General features: G+C 38.4%; 16 protein-coding genes. All 16 read right to left on the bottom strand.

The window, feature by feature from the left end; genetic code table 11:
* On the bottom strand, positions 1-638 hold a 638-nt coding region (locus CWB66_RS12685), incomplete at its 3' end, for a DUF6531 domain-containing protein (RefSeq protein WP_252371750.1).
* A complete protein-coding gene (locus CWB66_RS12680) occupies positions 638-1489 on the bottom strand; it encodes a hypothetical protein (RefSeq protein WP_138585665.1) in 852 nt (283 codons plus the stop codon). The genes CWB66_RS12680 and CWB66_RS12685, both read right to left, overlap by 1 nt.
* A complete protein-coding gene (locus tag CWB66_RS12675) occupies positions 1486-2514 on the bottom strand; it encodes a hypothetical protein (RefSeq protein WP_138585664.1) in 1029 nt (342 codons plus the stop codon). The genes CWB66_RS12680 and CWB66_RS12675 overlap by 4 nt, the downstream gene beginning before the upstream one ends.
* 2 nt (positions 2515-2516) lie before the next feature.
* Positions 2517-2807, bottom strand: coding sequence for a PAAR domain-containing protein (locus CWB66_RS12670; protein ID WP_077535561.1), 291 nt, complete (start codon positions 2805-2807; stop codon positions 2517-2519).
* 31 nt (positions 2808-2838) lie between these two features.
* Positions 2839-3195: a hypothetical protein gene (locus CWB66_RS12665; protein ID WP_077535560.1), complete on the bottom strand. Its 357-nt coding sequence runs from the start codon at positions 3193-3195 to the stop codon at positions 2839-2841.
* Positions 3196-3202: 7 nt separating this feature from the next.
* Entirely contained in the window at positions 3203-5056 is a 1854-nt protein-coding gene (gene tssI / locus CWB66_RS12660) for a type VI secretion system tip protein TssI/VgrG (RefSeq protein ID WP_138585663.1), read from the bottom strand.
* 73 nt (positions 5057-5129) lie between these two features.
* Entirely contained in the window at positions 5130-5609 is a 480-nt protein-coding gene (locus CWB66_RS12655) for an Hcp family type VI secretion system effector (RefSeq protein WP_077535558.1), read from the bottom strand.
* Between the two features lie 249 nt (positions 5610-5858).
* Positions 5859-8462 carry a type VI secretion system ATPase TssH gene (gene tssH, locus CWB66_RS12650; protein WP_138585662.1) on the bottom strand — a complete coding sequence of 868 codons (2604 nt, stop codon included), beginning with the start codon at positions 8460-8462 and terminating at the stop codon, positions 5859-5861.
* Between the two features lie 22 nt (positions 8463-8484).
* A complete protein-coding gene (tssG, locus tag CWB66_RS12645; protein ID WP_077535556.1) occupies positions 8485-9474 on the bottom strand; it encodes a type VI secretion system baseplate subunit TssG in 990 nt (329 codons plus the stop codon).
* Positions 9471-11297: a type VI secretion system baseplate subunit TssF gene (gene tssF / locus CWB66_RS12640; protein WP_077535555.1), complete on the bottom strand. Its 1827-nt coding sequence runs from the start codon at positions 11295-11297 to the stop codon at positions 9471-9473. Before tssF ends, tssG begins: the two co-directional genes overlap by 4 nt.
* Positions 11294-11779 (bottom strand): type VI secretion system baseplate subunit TssE, encoded by a 486-nt coding sequence (tssE, locus tag CWB66_RS12635; RefSeq protein ID WP_077535554.1) that lies wholly within the window; start codon positions 11777-11779, stop codon positions 11294-11296. Before tssE ends, tssF begins: the two co-directional genes overlap by 4 nt.
* Before the next feature lie 15 nt (positions 11780-11794).
* Entirely contained in the window at positions 11795-12574 is a 780-nt protein-coding gene (locus CWB66_RS12630) for a type VI secretion system accessory protein TagJ (RefSeq protein WP_138585661.1), read from the bottom strand.
* A gap of 2 nt (positions 12575-12576) precedes the next feature.
* Positions 12577-14103 carry a type VI secretion system contractile sheath large subunit gene (gene tssC, locus CWB66_RS12625; protein ID WP_138585660.1) on the bottom strand — a complete coding sequence of 509 codons (1527 nt, stop codon included), beginning with the start codon at positions 14101-14103 and terminating at the stop codon, positions 12577-12579.
* Positions 14104-14139: 36 nt separating this feature from the next.
* A complete protein-coding gene (gene tssC, locus CWB66_RS12620; protein ID WP_138585659.1) occupies positions 14140-15630 on the bottom strand; it encodes a type VI secretion system contractile sheath large subunit in 1491 nt (496 codons plus the stop codon).
* Positions 15627-16130, bottom strand: a complete 504-nt coding sequence (gene tssB, locus CWB66_RS12615; RefSeq protein ID WP_077535550.1) for a type VI secretion system contractile sheath small subunit — start codon at positions 16128-16130, stop codon at positions 15627-15629. Before tssB ends, tssC (CWB66_RS12620) begins: the two co-directional genes overlap by 4 nt.
* Before the next feature lie 16 nt (positions 16131-16146).
* Positions 16147-17262, bottom strand: coding sequence for a type VI secretion system protein TssA (gene tssA / locus CWB66_RS12610; protein WP_138585658.1), 1116 nt, complete (start codon positions 17260-17262; stop codon positions 16147-16149).
* Positions 17263-17586: the final 324 nt, after the last annotated feature.

The raw sequence follows: 17586 nt of genomic DNA, 5'->3' as shown, positions 1-17586 counted from the left end.
CGCACCATAAAGTCGTGTCGCCAACCATTGCCCATCACACTGCACACATCGGCATGGGATGAACGGTACAAACGTCGCCATATTAATTGGCGGCTGCCTGCCAAAGTAAAATCGATTAAAGGCAGTATCTCTTCACCCGATAGCATTGAAACCGGGTCTGAGCGGCATGCTTGCTCAGTAATAGGAGTCTCACTTGCGGTCGCATTACTGGCACTGCCTGAGTTAGATTTAGGCGCTTGTGCGGCGCTTTTACCAGATGCAGGAGACGCGCTCTTTTTCGTTGATTTTTTACCCGCTGAGCCGCTGTTTGTGTTATCGCTTACCTGAATAGCCGACTTGGCTTTTTGGTGGTAACACGTCACAGCGCCTGAAATAAGGGCTTGGGTGAGTGCACTTGCTGTTTCGCGTGCAGTTGCACTGCGAGAGCACCCCACCCCCGCACTATTGAGTAAATTAATGACATCGAGGCGCTTAGTAGCATCGCTTGTTAATGTACTGCCAACTTGGCCAATTTGCTTGCTTGCGCTTTCAGGAGTATTTGCCACGGCAGGGGCATAACCAGACGGCGTACTACCTTTACCAGCAGCTAGGCAAATAGGGTAACTCGTTCCTTGTAAAACAACTGTATTATTTTGCATTAGTTGTGTACTTCCTCACTTATCCATAAGTATGATGCTGTTGCTTGGTGTTTTGCTTGCTCTTGCGAAATCATTAAGGCATGTTCGTAATGATTAATAATCACGGGGCTTGTTGTTAATTGGTACAAATTAACTAATCCCTCAAGGGCACCAATTTGGCCTAGTTTATAATTAGGCAGCTCATAATGTGTATGCTCATTAATTAAAGTACTGAGCAATTGTAAATTATTTACCCACACGTCGCCGTCGGGATTAATGCCATTTCCTGGCGCAAAAATGATGTCTATTGGCTGCTGAGTTTGCTCTACTATTCGCGAAAACATACCATTTAATTGATTATGCTTTAAAAAATCGACAGTCGGTGCCAACTCAAAACTGGATTGTGACCAGCCCGATTTTACATGCTCAAACGTGGCAAGTGCACCACCAACGCCTTGGTAACTGTATTCACCTTGAGCATTTGCTTTAAAGGTTGCATCAAGTGCAATAACGTTTACTTTATCCCAGTGATTTTTTTTAGCTAATGCAACCAATGCATGCGCACCCGTTGCACCATAAAACAATAAGTGCTCAACATGATCTGGATACAGCTGCTTCAAACTACTTTCAAAAACTTGCTTAAGCTCATTTTGATATGACAACGCAGGTAAAAGCCACACCAGTGGTCTATTTAAATCCTCTACATTAGCCATTAACGCTTTAGACTTGACTATACAGTCGTATATACATATATCCCACGATTGCCAAACGGACTTCGCTGAGGCAACCGTGATCTCACCATACACAAGCTCATCAATGCTTGTTTCAGCAATAACCAAAAAATCATTAATTTCAATGCTGAAAGCGCTCATTTTTGCACTCCAGAGCTTACTTTTTCTGCCGCTACATGTCGGTAGTAGGTGTATAAATTAAATAAAGCTTGGCTGTAGCTGTCCATTGCCGACATTTGTATCGCATTTAATGGCTCATCAAGCACTTTACCCGCTATTAATCGTTGTGTTGAGAGCTGAGTTTCGTATTTTGGCCAATTTAGCTTTAACTGTTGCTGAAAATCTATCAGGGCATGCTCATCATCATTATATGCTTGAACTTGTGTTTCAAAATTAACAAGCAAATCTAGTGTCTCGCCTAATGTACGTTTAATTAGCGCTATTATTTTTTTTGGTTGCTCTAATTGCAGCAATGACGCATTAGCAAGAGGCACAAGCTTTACAAAACCGCTTTGTAATAACACCTGTAAGGTATCATCAATACAAAGCGTGTTACTTGCGTGATTACCTATTTTATTGACTTGGTCGGCGCTTAGTAATAATAAAAAAAGTGACATTAACGGTGAGTTAATCAGATCATTTTTACAAAGTTCATCGAAGATAGTGAGCATGCTTTCATTACTCGACTCTTCAGTGACTAATATAGCCTGATTTATTGCAATAAGTGCTTGTTCTGAATGCTCGCTTTGAGCCGTGTAAGCAAAAAACAACGTAGTAACGTCAAGTAACCGAATAAGATTAAAACTATGCTGTTGCAACAATACTTTACTTATAATAAGTTTTGCGAGCACCGTTAATTTGGGCTCATTTAGGACATTATTTATAAACGTTATGTTTATGTTTTGAGGCAAATTTGCCATTATTTCAATACATGCTTGGGAAACAATGGCTGGATTTTCGTCACTTTCTATAAGCGAAATAAGTAAATCCAACTTTGGCGCTGTAAATGCCCGGGATAAGTTATTGCATTTGGCGTTTAGCCAGCATAATTCTAACACTCTTTTTTTCAGCATTTTTACATGCCCTACCGACGTAAACGGACACAGCTGCGCATTACTAATAGCAAGTAATTGAGCTGGGTGATTACTTAAGTAGTTAGACAGCAAGGTTACCCACCAATTAATACAGTCGGATTGCCAACAACTATTTTGCCGCCATGTGAGCTATCATCGCCCAGTCGAGCTGCAGGTTTACCGTTAATTTTAACCGTGCCAGAGCCACTTTTAATGCTATCCGGTGGACCAACGCATACCATCATGTCGCCTTTACGCGCCGCAGGTATACCGCCAATTAAGACATTAGCAGAACCTAAAACAATAGGGCCGCCAACATGAGGAACATTACCTATAAATTTAGGACAAACGTGCATGTGTCCTATTGTAGCAGCGGGCTTACCCATTGAGACTCCTTGTCTTATTACGGTTTAACGTTTATTCGTATAAAGGAATAATTAATAACTTATTTTGAGTAACTAAAAGAGATAGCTCTTCAATTAGCTCGCCTTTTGTATAATCCGACAGCGCCACAGGGCTTTGCATTGCATACTGATACAAACCAGATACAACATCTTCGCTATTGAGTGTGTTATGCAAATAAATAAAAAACTGCTGAGCAAAGTAACCATTCATCGCTTTTAAATGACTGATAGCAGGGCTTAACAAAGGGTCATCCGGCCTATTAATCGGTAAACACACTAAATGGGGCAAGCCATAACGACAATATACAACATGCCCATTATTATTAATGCCGTTTCGAAGTCCTGCTTGAAAACTATTTATTATTTCCATAATTGCATTAATTTAATTTAATTAAGCCAGCAGATAAAGTGATTGCACTACCATCAACTTTTATATTGCTGCCTTTAATATCTATATTAGTGCCTTCGATAGTGATGTTACCGCTACTGCTCATTTTTATTTGTGCTGAGCCAGTTTTAATAACAATCTCATCGCCCGCTTCTATATTTAATGTTTTACCCACTTTTAGCGTGTCGTTTTTCTTTATATCAGAGAGACGATTTGCCGTAACGTTTAAACTATCGTCATTACCTATTTCGACTTTTCGATCGTTATCTATTTTTTCATTTTGATCGTTTTTAACATACAGTTGCTTATCTTTTTCGGCTTGAATATAAACAAGCTCACTGCCTTTTTTGTCTTCAAATCGCAATTCGTTAAAGTTATCTGCGCCGCCCTCTTTTGTAGAACGCGTTTTAATCCCGCTTTGTGTTTTTTCAGCGGGTAATGCATACGGAGGCATTAAATCAGCGTTGTATATTGCACCGCTGATAATAGGCTGATCTGGATCGCCATTAATAAAGTCAACAAGCACCTCTTGCCCAACACGTGGGAAAAAGAAAGCACCCCATTTTTTTCCGGCCCAATTTTGTGAAACTCTGATCCAACACGAGCTTTTTGAGTCTTTTTTACCTTCACGATCCCAGTCAAACTGCACTTTAACGCGACCAAACTGGTCAATCATTATTTCGTCAGCACTATCACCGGTGACTATTGCTGTTTGTACCCCATTAATTACAGGCTTTTTCTTATTAATTTGTGCTCTGTAGGGTATTTCTTTAGGTACGCACTCAAAATGGTTTGAATAAACCTCGTCTGCCGCGCTTTGCTGACCACCTGATTGATTAGGCACCGTAATCGACGTCATCATTGACGTAATTACAAAGGTTTTACCTTCTAATCGAGGGTCTTCGTGCTTTTTAAAGCCAAATAATTTACCCACCGTGAATGAGCGACAATCACTTCGTCCACTCGATAGTTTCATATCTCTTTGCAGTGATTCTAACTGAACTGACGCTATGCTAGCAGCACGCGGGTGACACTCAGATTCACCTGTATATTCAAATATTTCTGATACCGATTGTGTTGGCAACTCAGGATTAGATTGCTCTCCGTCTGGGTATCTTGAGGGTTGTTTAAAGTCGTAACCTATACGTTTAAAGCTGCCCGGCGCAATGCTTAAACCACCTTGCCAGCGCGATACATGTGATTCGCTAAGGTGACCGGTTGAGTAAACAACTTTAGCCTCATCGCATAATTCGTAAGCTGTAATATCATCAGCTAAAACAAGTGTATGATTGCTGCTTGAGTGTTCAAAAAAGTAAAAAATACCTTCATGCTGAAGCAAACGCTGAATAAAATCAAAATCAGATTCTTGGTATTGAACACAGTATTCGTACTTAGGATAGGTTTTGCTAGTTTTGTCTGAAAAAGCGACATTATGCTGACCAAATAAATCGGCAAAAATGTCTTTAATTGTTTTCTTTTGGAATATGCGACTATTTTTACGATTACGCATTGACGCAGCAAAAGGGACTATAGTTGCTTGATAATCTATGTAGTTTTTTTGTTCGTCAACGTCGGCGGTGCGACTACCATTAGAAACAAGATGACTAACTATACCGTGGTAATAACGCTCTGCGCCCCCATCTGCATTTTTAACCTTTATTGAGACAGGCTTACCCACTAAGTCTTCATGCGTTATTTGCTTGCCAATGGTGTACATATTAGCAGACATTACAAATAAATCTGACATTGCTTCTTGGGCAACAAAACGAGTTAAGTAAAGGGCATCTTTACCAGCAGGGGTGCTAATTTGAATTACGTTTTTGTCTTGTGTTGCTTTTTGCATTCCTTGCTTTTCCCATCCTAAAGATCAAAAAAAGCTCTGAGCAAAGCCCAGAGCCATTATTAGACAACAAATATTACATTTGTTGACCTTTAACACCGCTGTAACCATATACTAGTGGCGCAGTAATGTTATTTTGGTCGTCTGTAGGTGTCACTGTCATCATCATTTCTGTGTAGCTGATAGTGATAGTTTCAATTGGACGATCGTTTTGTACTGATACCGAGTAGCTAGAAATCATCGCATCTGTTAGTTCGATTTTCATGATTTCTTCTACTTTATCACCTTGTTTAGTGATATGGAAAATAGCTGGTAAACCTTTACCAATAGTCGCTTCTTTGAAAAGATCCGGAGATGCTTTATCTTGAAGTTTAGTAATTGTTACGTCGCCTAAACGAGTAGAGCTAGATTCACGATCCATCGCTGTACCAGTGGCTGAGCTAATTTCACGGCTTACGTTCCAATCTAATGATAAAACTGTAATTAAATCTTTGAAAGACTCAGCAGTAGTTTCGCCTTTGATTGAACCGTATTTTAAATATGTATTTGCTTGCATTTGATAATGCTCCTTTTAATTAAACAATGTTATCCATTAATACTGGATTCTTTACTTTGGTTTCCCAAAATTCCTTGAAATCATTATCTTTACTACAGCAACGAAAAGGTCTTCAGAATTCCTTTCCCTAGATGAAGACAATGTCTCAAAAATTCCATGTAGTTACCTAAGACGGCTAAAATTATAATGCCCTAGAATTAAAGAAACAACCTTAATTACTAGTTATTTTAAATTAAATTGAATTAAGTCTTAATTCAGCGCCAGTTCAAATTCATTTTCGTTGATTAGCAGCGAAATAGCGGTAACTTGGTTGCCATCTACCATATTCGAGAGTAAAACCTCTGATAATAAAGGTAATACTTTATTCTGTAAAATCGTGTGAATATTTCGTGCACCTGAACCTGCATTTTGACAATTAGCAATAATATACTCAATTACGTCGTCAGTATAAGTAAGCTCAGCATCATAATGCTTTTTAACACGCTTAATTATTTTATCTATTTGCAGTCCTGCAATCTTGGTAAGGATATCGTCACTTAGTGGAATATAAGGTATGACGTTAATTCTACCTAAAAATGCTGGTTTAAATGAGCCCAATAAATCATCTTGCAATGCTTTAAGTAGCCCTTTAATGCTCGGCTTACTTTCTTCATCCTCAAACAAACTCATTGTGGTATCGGTGCCCACATTTGAGGTCATTATAATAATGGTGTTTTTGAAGTCGATATCTCTGCCTTCACCATCTTTAATTGTTCCTTTATCAAATACTTGATAAAAAATATCTTGAACACCTGGATGCGCTTTTTCCATTTCATCTAGCAATACAACACTGTAAGGTTTTCTTCTAACGGCTTCCGTTAAAATACCGCCTTCGCCATAGCCTACATAACCTGGAGGCGATCCCAGCAGTAACGATACTTTGTGCTCTTCTTTAAATTCAGACATATTGATAATAGTGACATTTTCCTCACTACCGTAAACTTCTTGGGCAAGCGATAGCGCAGTCTCAGTTTTACCGACACCACTTGGGCCAGCCAGCATGAAAATACCATTTGGTCTGCTTTCATCTGCCAGTTGAGCGCGAGAAGTTTGCACAACCTTTGCTATTAATTCCAGTGCATGGTCTTGCCCTACTACTCGCTGCTTCATTTGGCTCGCTAAATTTAAAATGCCATGAATTTCATCCTCATGCATTTTGCCAACGGGAATACCTGTCCAGTCAGAAATAACCTGCGCAATTAACTCTTCGTCAACCTGCCAATGCACCATATTATGCTCAAATGAGGCAAGCTTTTGCTTACTTTCTTTTAACTTATCAAGCATTTCACTCGTTGAGCTATCATCTTCTGCATTAATTGATTGAAGGGCTTCGTTAAGCTCAATAACAATTTCTTTTTCTACTTTAAATTGCTCATTAAGTGGTAAAAGCTGAGTTTCTATATCAACCAATTCTGCTTTTAACGTATTTATCTGCTCTGAGTGATCTAAACCCGTTTTTTGCTCTCGATTTAGCATCAATACTTGCGTTTCTATTTCACTTAATCTATTTACAAGCTGCTCAATTGTACTTGGGGTTGATGCTTGGCTCATCGCAACGCGCGCGCATGCCGTATCAAGTAATGCAACCGCTTTATCGGGTAATTGTCGTGCCGTTATGTAGCGATGAGACAAATGCACCGCGCTCTCTAGTGCTTGCTCAGAAATAAATACCTTATGATGACGCTCCATCACCGGCACTAATCCACGCAGCATAGCCACCGCTTTTTCTGGTGTTGGCTCTTCAACCTTAACCACTTGGAAACGACGTGTAAGTGCGGCATCTTTTTCGAAGAACTTTTTGTACTCGGCCCATGTAGTCGCTGCGATTGTGCGCAGTTCGCCTCGCGCTAATGCAGGCTTTAACAAGTTAGCTGCATCGTTTTGCCCGGCTGCGCCACCACTACCAATCATAGTGTGTGCTTCGTCAATAAAAAGAATTACCGGATTAATTGCATTTTTCACTTCATTGATTAAAGATTTCAGACGGTTTTCAAACTCGCCTTTCATCCCTGCACCTGCTTGTAATAAGGCCAAATCTAAACTGTGAATTTTTACATTTTGTAAGACTGCAGGAACATCTTTTTGTGCAATTCTAAGTGCTAGACCTTCTACTACAGCCGTTTTACCAACACCAGCTTCACCGTTAAGTATTGGGTTGTTTTGACGACGCCTGGTTAAAATATCAACCATTTGACGAATTTCGAAATCGCGTCCTAAAATTGGGTCAATTTTACCTTCAAGTGCTTGCGCAGTTAAATCAACGGTAAATTGATCAAGACTCGGGGTTTTAGAATTCAAATTAGTTTGTGTTGTTGCACTTTGCACAGACTGATTGCGCTCTTCTGACTGCGCAACTATTTCTGGCCACGCATGTAAAAGCTGACCTGGTTCAATTTTATTAAACAGCTTGCTACAACGTGTTACTAAGCTTGAAAGCGTATCGTCTTTTGTTAGCGTATAAATAACATAAGCACTACGAATTTGGTTATCGGTAAATTCTATACTGGTACTTAGCCAAGATTGCTTTAATAAACTTGTAACATGAACCGATAAACTCGGCGATGATTCACTGCCGGTTTTTAACGATTCTAATGACTGGTTCAAGTCTTGTTGAACCTTATCAATATCGATATCAAATGATCCAAATATTAGTCTAACGTCATCTAGCTTTTGCTCAATCATGGCGAGTAACCAATGCTCTAGCTCAACAGTAAAATGACTGCGACTATTACAAATAGAAACAGCCGCTTCTAGACTTTTTCTACAATCAGGACTTAATTTCTCAACTAGCTTATTTAGTGTCATCGAAGACATACGCTGTTCCTTTTAATTTTAATTATCCTTTAAACGATAACTTAGTAGGGTGTGTTGTTAACTTGTTTTTACGTGCACTCAAAAAACTATTTGCACCAAGTTGATAATCATTATTCGACAGTTTTGTTGCCTCTAAATCTTGGAAGTTAGCTTCAATTACTAAACGAAACTGAACTGTATTTCCCACATAATCTTTTATTATTTTATTGGTCAATTTAAACAAACTACCGCTAGGTAGCAGCAATTTAGCTTTAAGTGGATCATCGCAAGAAATATGAACTTCTATATTTGATGATATATCCCACACTTGCTTACCAATAACGGTATCAACGCCCAAACGAGCATGTTGTCCTTCGTAGAGTACTTGGCTGGCTAAGCATGTTTGTTCTTGTAATCGCAACTTATGCCACTGGCCAACCATTTGCTTGATCTGAACATTACACTCTAAATAAGAAGTTAAAATGTTTTTTAGATCAGAGGCATTTCTAATTTTTCGACTATATAAACCCGAAAAATGAAGTTGGTGCTCATTATAACCACCACTTAATAACCCTAAAATTTGGGTATACGAGTCTTTATTTTTATCTTTATTAATATGATTAAGCGCTGGTTTATATTTTTTCCACGCTCTGTAATACAGTGAAATTAGACGATGGTTAAACATGTCATAAAAATCACGCATCGTTGTGTCTTTGTATCTCAAACGCTGCATAACCAGTTCACTATAAAACTGCGGTAAAGCACCTGAGCAACCCGTTAACCCCATAAACGACACTTGCATCGTGACTTTATGTAAACCCTCTTCGTAGCTGGTTTCTTCTAATTTAGTAATTGCATTACCAGGATAGCCAAACTTTTGAGTTGATGTAAATTTAATCAACTCTTGTTTGGGATTACTATCGTAACCAACATGGCGGTGCTCTAATCCCTGCTTTTTAAGCTGATTTTCAATAATGAAAACCGCTTTATAAAAGTCGATTTGCGACGCTTGAGAAATAATATGCTTAATCATAAAAGAGGACTATCACCGACTCTTGCCGGCCATTGATAATATATTTGCTCTTGTTCTTTTAAGCGAAGACTGACACGCGTAAAGCTATTTATAGCTGAAAACTGCGCAAAAAAATGGTCCAGTATAGATGCAAAGAAAAACATACCACTGCCAGAGAAATCATCATTTGCAAAGGTGATTTCAATATCACTGCCTGTTGCAAAACTCACTCTACCACTTTGTACAACTCGTGCTGTAGAAGGCGTAATTAATACTCTATAAATATTATCAATCATGCCTTTTGTTTGTGGTGAGGCCCTAAAATCATAAAGTCGTAATACCTCTTTGAGTTTGCTGCAAGCATCGTCACCACTAAATGTATCCAAGGTGAGATGATTTACTAACTGCCACCTCGTCGCGTCCGCCAAAATAGGCCGAACAGCGTGAGTAAAAGGGATTAAGCAGCGAATTTTTTTAATAACATCACCACGCTCAGGCATCAATAAACCCAGCTCATCATCACCAAAAGGCATACTGGCTGGCAAGTTTCTGTTGCTACAATTTGCACGGACAGTTAAAACGGTATTCCCTTCACCGTACTCCATTGCGGTATTTTCAAATGTAGCATCGACTAGTGACAAAAATGTTTCAGTTCCGGATTCAACATAACCACCTGCCCATGAGGCCGTTTCTCTGCGTATATGCCAAAATAAATCAGCATGACCGTGATATTTTGGGTGTGTTTGCCCATAAAAAGGAGACACAACTTGCTTGTTACCTTTATGATCAAAAGCAATGACTTCAGTCAGACCAATTACTTCTGAGATCTCTGAATCCATATAGCGCGGCGTTAATTTGTATTCATACTCACTTATTTCCGGACGAATTGGTTCCAGCTCTTGCTCAAATAAGTTAATGATGGGTGTGCAACCAAGCAAAAACATATTTTTATCGACTTGTTTTTCAAGCTCAGCTGACTCTGTATCTAGGTAAAAATAAACATTACATTGATTCGACTTTTTTGGAAGAGACGACTTTATCCCCTGTAATTCAAAAAACCTAAATTTCTCTGGAAAAGTAAAATTTTCAACTAATAAACGATAGCCCGCAGACGAGCGCTGCGAATAGGGAACAACGGCTTCATTTGAACTAAACCCAACGGCTTTTAGCTGACTCTTGGATAAGTACTTAATTCCTTCTTCACCATTATCAAATGCAATGCCGATGCAATGCTTAAACAATAACTCATACACTTTTAGAGTATGATGCCATTGTCCATTTATAAATATTCTTAGCTTTTCAAGCCCTGTTTCAGCAAGTGATACTCCTTCGTACTCACCGGTTAATTCTAGCTTAAATATAGATTTCGCTTTTTCATGCCAACGTGGTTTAGGTGCAACAAATGGGCTGTTATCAAACTGCACATTGGTAATTTCTACAGGCCAAAGGTAGGTTTCGTAGCAAGTTTGAAACTTACATTGTTTCATCGACTCAACATTGGTTTCTACTTCACTCGCTTTTGGAATGATAATACCGGTTGTCGATAAATTTTCTGCTTCTAATTTTACTATCGACATTGAGGGAATAGGCGCTTGATAATCAGGAAACATTTGGCCCAATAAAGCATCCGTTAACTCTGGGAAACTGTCATCCAATTTTTGCCTGATATTTGCTGTTAAAAAAGCAAATGATTCAATCAACCTTGATACGTGAGGGTCTTCAATGTGATCTTCACTTAGCTTTAAACGCCCAGCTACTTTTGGGTATTTATCCGCAAAGTCTTTACCTAAGTGACGCACAAATGCTAATTCACGATTGTAATATTTTAATAATTCATCGTTCATAAAGATGCCTCAATAATCTTCATACCTAAGTTAACGGGCTCAACCTCAGAGTCAAAACTGATAAATTCAGGTTCAGGATCCGCATACAAAAGCGCATTTATACGTAAGTTAAGCACTCTATTTACAGGCACTTCTTCATCTGTAAACACCTCAACTTCAAGAAATCGCGGCTCAAATTTTAAAATTGTGTCCCGAACGGTTTCACACAATAATGTTCGCCCTTCGTGAGAGCTTACAGACATACTTGAAAAGTCTGGCAGACCGTATGATAAGCAAGATGTTGCTAACTCATTATATTGCGATGGCCAGGTATGCCATTGGATCCTTGCATTAAGCAACGCTTCTATATCCCTTCGTACATTATTTCTTAGCTCACTAATGGTAATACCTTCTGTACGAGAAGGCGCATCTTGAAAGTCTGGTTCATCGTCGATAAGTCTATCGATAATAGATGCTTGAAGCTGTTGCTTATGTTCAATCATAATGGTTCAAATGGATTAAACGCTTTCGAACACGTTTATTTTTAAATTTGGGATGGTGATTGCCTCGTCGTTAACAAACAGCATTTTCATCCCTTTACCAATAGTAAACTCTTCTTTAAGATCGACCCAATCAGAAACCTGTCCTAGCTTTTCTAGTTCTGTATCTGCGTTTGCATACACCAGCGGTAAATGTGCAGTACCTGATGGACCATCATTTTTAATAGTAATTTCAACTCTTAACCAAATACTTTCAAGTAACGATGCGTTTGGTTCTACTTTTAATGCTTCTATTTCATTAAAGTTTGCTAAATAAAACTCACCATTAGTGCCTAAAACCTCTAGATATGGCGCTAGGCTGTCATCAAGATCTCTCACTACTGAGTCGCTGTCTTGAGACGTTTCAATTCTTAGCAATTCCATTTCTTTTGCTAATTTGCCCGCTTCATCAACCTCGCCTTCGAGTAAAGCCATATGCATTTTTAAAAACAAGGTATCAAGCTCATCCGCTTCATGAAATAACTTAGGGATGCCTTTACCTTGATAAAAATCAACTCTTGATTGCTGTGCTCTAATTAAGTGACGAAGGTTAACAGCACCCACCGCAAACTCTGGGTTTTTCTGAACCATAAAGTCTAACTGCTTATCCGCTTTTTCAAGCTCGCCATTAATGCAAAGTAACTCAGCATAAATACTTCTGATATCAAAGTTTAAAGGCTCATCTTGTAATTGCGTTGCGCACCAAGATAATGCATCAGTAAGTTTACCCTCGCGAATTAAGCTATGTATTTTTTTCATGACTATTCCTTTATTTTATGATGAGGACTGAGCTCTGTAATTAATTTTATACTAGAGACCATTTGATCTAATTGAAAATGTGGTTGTAACTGCAAAACAGAAAAATAGTGCCCTGGGTTAGCCTTGTTTTCACTGACTTTTATTCTAGCATTACTCAATGGGTACTTGCTTCTAATATGCTCAGAAGCGGAATCTGATGCCGTGGTATAGTTATTTATCCAAGCTTGTAAATCTCGTTCACAGGCCTGTGCTGTACTATAAGAACCCACTCTGTCACGTGCTAATAGTTTTAAATAATGCGCAAATCGAGAAACACATAAAATATATTGCAGCATCGATGATAAACGAGCATTAATATTCGCAGCATTTGAATCGTAGTTTATTGTTTTTTGAACCGATGCATTACTATAAAAAACAATATGCTCAGTATTTGTTACAGACGATGCTGGAATAAACCCAAGTTCAGAAAATTGTTTCTCAAATTTACTGGTTACCAGTAAATCTAAAGGCGGTTTTGACTCTTTTTGATAGGTATCGTTAGCAAAACTATCTCGAGCAAGTCCTGTGACTAACCCTTTAGAAATCTTCCCTGGCTCTATACCGCGAATATGACCAAACCAACCACTTTCGCAATAGGCTCTTATTATTGTTGATACAAACTGATAAGCGGCGTTACCCCAAAGCATATCTGTCTCAGGGTTGGTTATTTGTTCTTTAAAATAAAAATCTTGATGGCGTTTTCCATCATTGCTGTAAGGGGGCCTTACTAATACATGGGGTAATGTGAATCCAACAAATCGGGACTCTTCCATTTTTCTAAAACTCTGCCATTTTGCGTATTCTGGCTGCTCAAAATGATTAAAAAGATCTGAATAATAGCCCAAGTCTGAAAAACTATCTGCACCAAACAAATTAGCTGAGGCAGAACAAATAAAGGGAGCAAATGCAGCGGCCGCAGTTCTTGAAATTTCTTTAATGGTGTCGATATCGTTGTGAGTTGTTCCCTCAGAGCAAGTATTGGTTATTTCATAATCGCCAATAACAACGCCAAAAGGCTCTCCTCCAGCACTATCAAATTCACTTTGGTAAAGTAATTGAAAAAACAAACTTTGGTCAAAATCAATCGCTTTATTTACATCTTTTGATAATGTAACCCAGTCGCAATTTAATAATTTTACTTTTACTTTATTTTCTTTGTCGTACTGCTCACTTTGCAGTAACAGCCACCATAAATTACGCCAGCTGGCTTCTAATTTTTGAAACTTTTTCGCGTGAATAATCGTGTTTAGTTGATTAGATATTTGTTGATCTAATTCCACAATTATACGTTGTAGGTAGGGACCTATAGATTCCTTATTCCATGAAATAGGTGAATCAGAAGAGCCTTCAAGCCATAATAACAATGCTTTATCTAGATTTTTTTCGTTCAAAAATCTATCAAGCAAAGCATCATTATCACTTATTCGAGACTGTGCTTTTTGTTGAAAAGCAATGTCTTGATTTATAAATGAAAACTCTTCGTGATTCATTCTACTGCATTATCCTTAACGCTTGAGATTAGTTTATTAACCAATCTCTGGAATTTTAGCTACAAGACGTAAAGAAGAAGTCAGTTCTTCCATTTGTAGCCAAGGCTTTAACCAAGCAACCGCATTGTAAGCGCCTGGTTGGCCTGGGATCTCTTTAACAGATACTTTTGCATCAGCTAATGGGTAACGTGCTCTAATATCTTGACCACCCCCCTCTGTCGCATTCACGTATGACAGGATCCAACGGTTTAACCAAGACTCAACATCCTCAGCTTCCATAAAGCTACCGATTTTATCGCGCGCCATAACTTTAAGATAATGAGCAAAACGAGATGTTGCCATTAAATAAGGAAGACGAGCAGAAATAGCAGCATTTGCAGTTGCATCTGGTGTCGAATATATCTTTGGTTTTTGACAGCTTTGTCCGCCAAAGAAAACAGCGTAATCTGTGTTTTTATAATGACAAAGTGGTAGGAAACCTAATTTACTTAGCTCTGCTTCACGACGATCTGTAATACCAATTTCAGTAGGACATTTTAGATCCGGATCACCATCATCACTTGTGAATATATGCGTAGGAAGACCTTCAACTTTACCACCGCCTTCAGCACCACGAATAGCAGTACAAAAGCCGTATTGAGCAAAGGCTTTTGTCATATTAGTCGCCATCGCATAGGCTGCATTACTCCAGCAGTAGTCTTTATTTTCAGTACTCACTGAACGACCCGCTTTAGGCTCAACTTCAAACTCTTCGTAGTTAAACTCTTCTACAGGTTTTGACGCCGCACCATACGGCAGACGAGATAAGAAGCGAGGCATAGTTAATGATACAAAACGTGAATCATCGCTATCTCTAAATGAACGCCATTTTGTATATTCTAGCGATTCAAAAACTTTTTCTAAATCACGAGGTTTTGTTAGCTCTTCCCAGTTATCAAAACCAAATAGAGAAGGTGATGATGCAGCAATAAAAGGGCAGAAACCAGCTGCGGCAACATTAGACATTAAACTAAGCGTTTCAACATCTTCTGGGTGATTAGTAAATTCAAAGTCACCTACAATAGTGCCATACGGTTCGCCACCAGGCGTTCCAAATTCAGACTCGTATATTTTCTTAAAGGTCTGACTTTGATCAAATTCAACCGCTTTACTTAAATCTTTATGAAGCTCTTTCTTCTTCATATTCAGAACACGAATTTTAAGCGTACCACTCGTTTCTGAATTCATTACAAGGTGGTGTAAACCACGCCATGAACCTTCAAGCTTTTGAAACTCTTCACTGTGCATAACAACGCTAAGCTGTTTCGATATTTTTTGATCGATTAACTGAATAGCTTCATTAAACGTCACTGTCATGTTTTTATTCCACTGAACAGTGCCTTTTAATGCTTCTTCTGTCAGTGTTTTAAGTAACTCTTCAGCGCGGCTTGCATCTGTTTGTTTAGTTGCGCCGATAGCTTGTTCTAAAAGTGAAGAACTTGCCTCAGAAGTAGACTCTAGTTCTGTACTTAATTGTTCAGTACTCATTTTTCAGTCTCCTCTAATTTCAATTCCTTCGCGATAGAATCTAAACTTGCTGTATTACTTAGTACTTCTTCTAATACATTCTCTAGTTCTTCTGAACGATCAATTTTAGTCATTAAATCACGTAGTTTGTTTCTCGTTTCCATTAACTTACGTAATGGTTCTACTTGATTTACAACGGCAGCAGGCTCAAAGTCTTCTATTGATTTAAAATTAAGGTCGACTTGAAATTCAGAACCATCATCCGTTAATGTATTTGCAACTTTCCAGCTCAGTGACGGACTCATACGTTTTAAAACATCATTAAAACTGTCACGATCTATTTGTATAAATCGTCTGTCTTTAAGAGGTTTTAAAGCATCGGTATTATCACCAGAGAAATCGCCCATTACACCAACAACAAATGGTAATTCTTTCTTTACCTCTGCGCCTTCCGTTTCTACATCATAAGTGATGTGTACTCTCGGTTTACGAACTCGTTTTAATTTATCATGGATACTCATTGAGAACTCCTTTTACCTATGTTTCAGTTTCGCTGATTTTAATGCCAGACAACTTAAAGTACCCAGTCCTAGCATCGCTATCTGTAATTAGTTCATTTAATAATTCAGGCAGCGATAATTCGCTCCATCGAATTACTTGTTCTATGGTGTACGACATTGGTGAGTGAGGCTCTGTATTTCTAAAAAACAGAGCGATCTCTTTCAATTTTTTTATCGCATTCTCTCTTGAATTTATCTCGTGATTATTCGCTTTTTCGACCACTGTTGCTGTCGATTCAACGTCATCATCTTTCAATTCAATTTCTTCTTCTTTATTATTTTCAGCAAGCGCTTTCTCAGCCGCTTCAAGCTTATCGGCTGCAACATGTTTCACAGCCGCAAGGCTGACTTCAAGTGCTTGCTTAATACTCGACGTTGGTTGGGGTTGCCCCGTTGCTTTATCCATTACGTCACTGAGTATTGAAAACTGCTCAATCGCTTTTTCTATATCTTGTTTAAGTGAAACAAAGAATTCTGTACTTGTCTCTGCTGCACTCTTTTCAATTAGTTCAAAGTCAACTGAGCCCTGAGTAATCTTTTTTTCTCGTTTGTCGTCACTTAAGCGCGATACGTCATAACCTTGTTGATATTCCCAAAAAGAAAAAGAGTCGATACTTACGCTATCTGTAAGGTAGATGCTCTTGATAGGAATAATCAAAGTCCCTTCACCAGCGGCTCCATTTAAGCCAGCTAACGCCGATACTTTATCCGAAATTTCATCATCGTCATCCAATGTTGGATAAAGTGCTTCAAAGTGACTGTCAATTAAATTATGTGCGACATTAAAACCAAATGCTAAACCTTTAAACCCGTAAATACGGCACATCGCCTCTATGAACCATGCTATATATTCAATGTCTTTACTTTCAGTTTTAATTGCTTTACTGCATTGCTCAAGCAAAGGTAACCAGTCACGAGATAAAGATGCAATACCTTGCTCATCAACTAAAGCATTTCTTTCAGCTGCTCTTAACTGGTTTCTTAAATCTTTTAAGGCATAATATGTGGACGTAGGAGAAACATCTGAGCGAGGATCAATGCCTGCAAACTCAGTATCTGAAATAGGGGAGATATATTCGTCTAATAAAAACATTCCGTCGTCCTAATAATTATCCATAAAACCCCAATAAAGCGAGGCGGATTTTATATTACATTCTTTATAAGAAATTACAAGCCTAGCCACACTAGCATTTATGTGCAGACTATTGCGAATACAAAAACAATCACGTACTAATTTACTATTTTTGCTGGTGTGAAAATGATTCAGTCAAACCATGTTCAGTTCCATTTATAGCGCCTATTTTAAAAAACTTTATGCCAGTAAACAAACTATTTAACCTCAAATCTGATTATTTAACCTGAACTCTGGTTAAGAGATTTACTAACGTATTGAATCATAGTGATATTTAAATTTATT

The sequence above is a fragment of the Pseudoalteromonas sp. S558 genome (assembly GCF_005886635.1).
In the GTDB taxonomy this organism is placed as follows: Bacteria; Pseudomonadota; Gammaproteobacteria; order Enterobacterales; family Alteromonadaceae; genus Pseudoalteromonas; species Pseudoalteromonas aliena.
This window is presented reverse-complemented; position numbering and strand designations above follow the sequence as displayed.